The organism is Chlorogloeopsis sp. ULAP01 (genome assembly GCF_030381805.1).
Lineage (GTDB): Bacteria > Cyanobacteriota > Cyanobacteriia > Cyanobacteriales > Nostocaceae > Chlorogloeopsis.
In genome coordinates this window covers 89,497-96,209 of the sequence record NZ_JAUDRH010000024.1, presented here as the reverse complement: position 1 = coordinate 96,209, position 6,713 = coordinate 89,497, and the positions used below count along the sequence as shown (strand labels likewise).

Annotated in this window: 5 protein-coding genes and 1 pseudogene; 5 read left to right on the top strand and 1 reads right to left on the bottom strand. The window is 38.4% G+C overall.

Features of this window, described 5'->3' with window-relative positions; all coding sequences use genetic code 11:
- The 3 genes and pseudogenes from QUB80_RS35370 to QUB80_RS33850 all read left to right on the top strand — a co-directional run.
- Positions 1-98 (top strand): annotated as a pseudogene (locus tag QUB80_RS35370) (photosystem II protein D1); the annotation flags it as partial.
- 473 nt (positions 99-571) lie between these two features.
- A complete protein-coding gene (gene psbA, locus QUB80_RS33855) occupies positions 572-1,654 on the top strand; it encodes a photosystem II q(b) protein (protein WP_289793850.1) in 1,083 nt (360 codons plus the stop codon).
- A 256-nt stretch (positions 1,655-1,910) separates the two neighbouring features.
- Positions 1,911-2,381 carry a hypothetical protein gene (locus QUB80_RS33850; protein WP_289793849.1) on the top strand — a complete coding sequence of 157 codons (471 nt, stop codon included), beginning with the start codon at positions 1,911-1,913 and terminating at the stop codon, positions 2,379-2,381.
- A 182-nt stretch (positions 2,382-2,563) separates the two neighbouring features.
- Here QUB80_RS33850 and QUB80_RS33845 read toward each other — a convergent pair whose 3' ends face one another.
- Entirely contained in the window at positions 2,564-2,884 is a 321-nt protein-coding gene (locus QUB80_RS33845; protein WP_289793848.1) for a hypothetical protein, read from the bottom strand.
- Between the two features lie 356 nt (positions 2,885-3,240).
- Between QUB80_RS33845 and QUB80_RS33840 the strand changes: the two genes are divergently transcribed.
- On the top strand, positions 3,241-4,821 hold the full coding sequence (locus QUB80_RS33840) for a CPBP family intramembrane glutamic endopeptidase (protein ID WP_289793847.1): 1,581 nt from the start codon (positions 3,241-3,243) through the stop codon (positions 4,819-4,821).
- A 1,109-nt stretch (positions 4,822-5,930) separates the two neighbouring features.
- Positions 5,931-6,206 (top strand): TM2 domain-containing protein, encoded by a 276-nt coding sequence (locus QUB80_RS33835; RefSeq protein ID WP_289793846.1) that lies wholly within the window; start codon positions 5,931-5,933, stop codon positions 6,204-6,206.
- The last annotated feature ends 507 nt before the right edge of the window (positions 6,207-6,713 follow it).

The following is a 6,713-nucleotide window of genomic DNA, read 5'->3' as shown; positions in this document are numbered from 1 at the left end:
AAGTCATGCACGAGCGTAATGCTCACAACTTCCCTCTCGATTTGGCTTCTGCTGAGTCTGCTCCTGTTGCTATCAGCGCTCCCGCTATCAATGGTTAATATTTATTCATAGACGTGAAATTTCACGTCTAAACGAAAAATGAGAAGTGTCCTTGAAATACAGGGCGCTTTTTTGTTTTAAGTGAAAAATAATTCAATATATAAGCTACTTTTGTTTGTTATAGAACATTTAAACTGTCTAAAACAAATAAATGTAAATAAATATTTATTATAAACAGATTATTCTTAGCAGAAATTAACAAAAAAATATTGAAAAATATAAAAAATTTATGTAAAAACTGAATTTAAGAGCCGGGAAAACTTCCCTCTAATTCAACCGTCTTCCTGGGGAAGGTTAGTAAGATTTTTGTTTTTTTATTGGTGTGAGGCAACTGAGAACAGATTCAAAGCTTGAATCGAAATGTTCCGGCAATCAGGGAGAAGGTTTTTGGTAAAAATCCATGAAAATAGTGAATTTCTCAATTTCTGCTAATTGAGAAATTTCCGTTCAACACTTTATAAACAAAACAGCCATGACCACAATTTTAAGAAGAGGCGAAAGAGAGAGCCTGTGGGATCGGTTCTGTGAATGGATTACCAGCACCAATAACAGACTTTATATCGGCTGGTTCGGCGTTTTGATGATCCCAACGCTGTTAACAGCTACCATCTGTTTCATCATTGCCTTTATTGCTGCACCGCCAGTGGATATTGACGGCATCCGCGAACCAGTTTCTGGTTCTTTGTTATACGGCAATAACATCATCACAGGTGCCATTGTTCCAACATCCAATGCTATTGGATTGCACTTTTACCCTATTTGGGAAGCAGCTTCCCTTGACGAATGGCTCTATAATGGCGGGCCTTATGAACTAATCGTTTTCCATTTTCTCATTGGTATCTTTTGCTGGTTGGGACGGCAATGGGAGTTGAGCTACCGCCTGGGTATGCGTCCTTGGATTTGTGTCGCTTACTCTGCTCCAGTAGCTGCTGCTACTTCTGTTTTCCTCATTTATCCAATTGGGCAAGGTAGTTTTTCCGATGGAATGCCCCTCGGTATTAGCGGCACATTCAACTTTATGCTTGTGTTCCAAGCCGAGCATAACATCTTGATGCATCCCTTCCACCAGTTGGGTGTGGCAGGTGTATTTGGTGGTAGCTTGTTCTGTGCAATGCACGGTTCTTTGGTAACTTCTTCACTTGTACGGGAAACAACTGAAACCGAATCTCAAAACTACGGTTACAAGTTCGGACAAGAACAGGAAACCTACAGTATCGTGGCTGCTCATGGCTACTTTGGACGATTAATTTGGCAATATGCCAGCTTTAATAACTCTCGTTCCTTACACTTCTTCTTGGCAGCTTGGCCTGTAGTATGTATTTGGTTCACGGCATTAGGCATCAGTACCATGGCGTTCAACCTGAATGGGTTTAACTTTAATCAATCAATTCTTGACTCTCAAGGACGTGTAGTGAATACATGGGCAGATATATTGAACCGTGCCAACTTGGGTATAGAGGTGATGCACGAGCGCAATGCTCACAACTTCCCGCTAGACTTAGCTGCTGGTAAAGCTGTACCTGTAGCTTTACAGGCTCCTGTAATCAATGGTTAATTATTAATGTGTAGAGAAATAGCTTTCTAATTTCTCTGCATATTTTGGAAATATTAAGAGCGTTCTCAATCTTGAGAGCGCTTTTTATTTAGTAGATAAAAAAAGTCAAATGTATGGAGAAATAAAGTTTTTGGCGTGTGCGATCGCTTTTTAGGTCTATAGATAAATTCAAACTGATTAATTTGCTGATTTGAGTCTGGGCAGTATCAATTCCATATGCTACATTCATGGCGAAATTATACAAAAAATGAAGGCTATGAATTTAGAACTGACTATACTTGCCGCCGAGGAAGTACTTATTTGCCACCAAAAAGAGCAACAAAAATATTTATGTCCTGACTGCATATCAAAGCATATATTATCTACATTTGAGAGCTTAAAGTTTGCATATAACTGTAAAAATATTGTTGAGATAGGACGTATATTTTCTGATTCCTATCTAGGTTCTTTTTATTCCTTGAAAAATAAAACTGCTTTAATTAACTTTTTTCAAGAGACTTTTCGCTCATTACCAATAGGTGTAAGTTTGGACTTAACCATTAACATCTACCAAATTCTTGAAGATAATACAGAAGTTTTTCGAGCAATAATTGATTTTTCTAGTCAGCTTAAGTTATTAATGGTGCCTTTTCAAACATTTGATTCTGAACGGGTTTATATCGAATTACACCCAGAAATGTCTCATGGCATCTGGAAAATTACAAAAATTGACACTACTGAAAACTAAAACTATTTCTCTACACCATCTGTAATACACATTTTTCTTGACAAAAGGTATAAATTGAGAACTAATCTTCACGCAAAAATTTATCAAGGATGATGGGGAGTTATTCAACATAATTACAAAACCCCACGTCAAGAAAAAGGGTGTTTGCTCTTTAGACGCAACAATCGGTACCCTCCACCAACTTAAAAACCACGCCTAATACGATTTTGGATTTTGCGAAAAGTTTGTAGACGCGGAGTGGCTTCCCGCAAGGGTGCGGTGAGCAGCGCCTTGGTGAGCCAGCGCTCTTGGTAGGGTTTCCAACGGACAGTTCCTACAACGGGGCGAAGCCTCCGAAGTCGCCCCAACGGGGGAAACCCCCGCACGGCGCTTCTGTTGGCAACGGACTGTCCTCCTCCACAGGCGACTGGCGTAGACACGTAGACGGACTTAGTCCGGCTTCTCGCAGAGTAGTGGATAAGCGAAAGTAAGGGTTCCCCGACTTGTGGCGACTGCGTACACACGAAGCGGGTTCTCGTTAGAGTACCCGGAGGGAGGTTTCCTCCGAAAGCGTTGCTCCTCCACAAGGAGGCTCAAAGCTTTTCAAGACGGATTTTGGATTAGAAATCGCCTTCTGCTCCGAGTTCCGTAAATCCATCTGCCCTTAATCATTTTTTAAGTTGGTATAACCCAAGTAAATCCTCCCCAGAGGGCAAGCAATGTAAAGGATTGTACTCTAGGATGGAAAGGTTGCTCACAAATTCTTAAGTTGATAGGATCTACTATTCGCTTATCCTGAAATCTATACTGTTTCTGCTTTTCTTGCGATAATTCCCAACAGGTACAGGCACTTGACACTGGTTAATTAAGGGGAGGATAGATGACACTTAAGCGGTTGGGTTTATTTTTTTTGACGCTGGTAGCTATTTTTGTTTCAGGTACATCTTTGTTTAACAGTTGGCAAGAACCTCAGTTCCAAAACCGTTTGGAACTCTACCAAACAAATATTGTGCTACAAGCCTCGCAATGGCAACCGCCAGATAGTAAGGACAGCAATTTAAAGGTAGCGAAAGAAGCGATCGTAGGCGAAAAACCCCTAGAAACAGCTATTAAGCAGTATCAGCAGGCACGTAAATCAGCTCAACTAAATCTAGAAAAAGCTGAAAAACAACTGGCACGGCTGACAACTGAAGCAGCGACTACTCCTGCAACTCCCAAATCTCAATCAGAAATTCCTCCTGTTAGCAATGTCTCTCCTTCGTTACAAGAGAAACAGTTGCAGCAAACTCTCAACCAATTACAAAAATCCATTGCTGAAATAGATTTACAGTTGGGAATATTACAAATACAGAAAGGTAAAAATGATATTGCCTTTAAAACATGGAATGAATTACAGCAAAACTCAGAAATAGATTCGCCATTACGGGAAACAGCCGCCACGCTGATTGGGCTGTGGAGTAATCCTCCTCGCATTCTCCCAGATGCGCAGCAACTGATCCAAGACAACTTAGAAGGTTGGTTTCGATATACCGCCCTTACCAAGCTTTACGAATCCCAGCAACGTCAAGAAGCCTTAGTGAATACTAAAGTCGAGGCACAAGAAGCTGCGATGGGTGCTTTATGGAAATTAGCAATTATAGGTACTATTCCAGCACTAGGGGCTTTTATAGGAATTGGATTACTGATATTTTTGATTGGACAGCGTCTAGTTAAAGGTAAAACAGCTTTACTAGAGCAAAATGCCGATATGGGCTGGGCAACACCGTGGGATGGAGAAACGATTTTACAAGTATTCGTTGTCGGTTTTTTCTTTATGGGGCAACTTTTAATTCCTTTGGTCTTAGCCCTTCTCCCTATTCCACGTCCAGTTCTGAATGTACGTATTCAAGCATTTTACGTGTTCTTGAGCTATATTTTGGTAGCATCGGGTGCGCTATTAGTACTGTATTTATCTATCAAACGTTTTTTACCGTTACCATCTGATTGGTTTCGCTTTCGTTGGCAAGGTAATTGGTTTTTATGGGGGCTTGGTGGTTATTGTGCGGCGCTACCTATTGTGGTAGTGGTGTCCTTAATTAATCAACAATTATGGCAAGGACAAGGCGGTAGTAATCCTTTGTTACAACTAGCTTTGGAAAGTCAAGATTCTGTAGCACTAGGACTATTTTTTGTCACAGCTGCGATCGCTGCCCCGTTGTTTGAAGAATTTCTATTTCGCGGCTTTTTGTTACCATCGCTTACCCGTTATATGTCTGTGTGGTGGGCAATTATTGCTAGCGGCTTTTTCTTTGCTATTGCTCACCTTAGCTTATCGGAAGTTCTACCACTGTTTTCTTTGGGAGTAGTTTTAGGAGTAGTTTACACGCGATCACGCAATCTCCTTGCTCCCATGCTTCTCCATAGCCTTTGGAATAGTGGTACTCTCATCAGTCTATTTATCCTCGGTAGTAGCACTCGGTAAATTTCAGTCATACTTTACCAAAATTTCATGAAATACCAAGGTAATATGTCATAAAAATCTACTAATTATAGTTGGTACTTAGCCTAGAAAAATGTTAGTTTGAGAAAAAATATGTTGCTAGTATAAAAAGGCAAAAAATGGGGTAGTCACCTGGTGCTGGATCGGAAATTTCCGAACGGCAAATTGCTTATATGCGGTTGTCTATGGTGTATCTTATCCAACTAGCAGACGCCTATAAATATTATTAGACGTCTGTAAATCTGTTTCTCGTGGAGTGTATAACTTAAAGCGAGAATGGGTTACTTTACTCTATAGAGTACCAACTATCAGTAGTCTTTGCAGACTTGTAGATGTCTGTAAAGTTATTTCCCAGTAGCGCCAACATAACAAAAGGTAGAAAGCAAGAAACTTATAGTATGGTTTTTTTGTCTATTCTTAACTGTTAGATTATTTTTACCAGGACATACTAGCCTTAAAAATGGCGGTAGTTAGTAAGATAGATGACAAATTTGTCTAAGAATGCTAATACTGTCAGTTGTCAGCCTTATGCTAAAGCAAATTGTTTGTAAGTTCTGCCTGAATTTAACTTGATGACAGAACGGCGATATAAATTTTGTTCTAGCAGTTCACCTGACTTGATTTGGGAAAATATTCCAAAATACTCTCTAAACTGTAGTTTCTAAAGTTTAGTGTTATTCAGTGTCACAATTGCCTCCGTAAATCTTAAAAATCCGGAAGTGGCATTGTTGGAATTGTAATCATTATCCTAATTTAGTTGTTTTGCGATCGTGACAGTAACTCTTTAACTGAGAATTTGCTGTTACAAAAATAATGCAAAACGCTATTTTACGTTTTTTTAAGTTCAAAATCTTTTGATTGACAGAAGCAGCTTCAAGACATTTCTGAATCACTGCTTACTCTATTAATGATTGCGTTGCCTATAAAATTAGGTTGCGCTACTTTTATGATTTATCAATTTATATGATGAATTTAACCAAAATAAAAGTATAAATTCATCTACTTGTGAAATTAAAAGATTCAGTAAATTTATCTTTTGATAGATAGTTAGAGTTTTAATTTTACACATCACCCTTGAAGGAGCAACACCCGTGGCAAATCTCAACCCTAGTCATGCTACCAAACAACTTTTAGCTGGATACTGCGGCATTATTTTAGGAGGACTTGGCGTCCATAAATTTATTCTTGGTTATTCTACAGAAGGCTTCATCATGCTTGTGGTTTCTCTAGTTGGAGGTTATTTCACCTACGGCTTTACCTTATTAATTATGCAACTAATTGGTTTGATAGAAGGAATGATTTACTTGAATAAATCCCACAACGAATTTGTTGATACTTATTTTGTCAACAGACAGGGATGGTTCTGAACTTCCCGATTTACATCGCTGGAGCAAGTCAGTTAAATTGAGAATTAGTAGGGTATTTGGACTCTACTACGTGCTTTAAATAGTCAATCATATCCTACAGCAATCGGATTAGATTTTTGAAAAAACTTGGGTATATGTAGGGTGCTTTAGGACTAGAGTACATAACGCATCTTCCTAAAGCTTTGGTGCGTTATGCTTCGTTAACACACCCTATGTCTATGTATATTTCAAAATTATGAATTCTGTTGCTGACTTGCTCTAATAAAAACTTGAAAAACAAGTATTTTGCTAGGAGGTTTATTGTTTATATATCCTTTAAAAATTTGAAAATAAATAGTAAAAAATAATTTATTAAAAACAGAAATCAACTACTTGTAATTAATAATTTTGTTTTTAATAGAGTCATAATAAATATCATTTAAAAATAAATAATTAACTTCAAATCCTGTTACCTTTCAGGTAATTAAATTAATTGCGTATCCTGTTTGGCATTTCTGCTAACTAGAA

Excerpts from the sequence above, each read along its gene's own strand:
- QUB80_RS33850 (WP_289793849.1), top strand. The coding sequence starts at position 1,911 with ATGAATTTAGAACTGACTATACTTGCCGCCGAGGAAGTACTTATTTGC.
- QUB80_RS33840 (WP_289793847.1), top strand. The coding sequence starts at position 3,241 with ATGACACTTAAGCGGTTGGGTTTATTTTTTTTGACGCTGGTAGCTATT.
- psbA (WP_289793850.1), top strand. The coding sequence starts at position 572 with ATGACCACAATTTTAAGAAGAGGCGAAAGAGAGAGCCTGTGGGATCGG.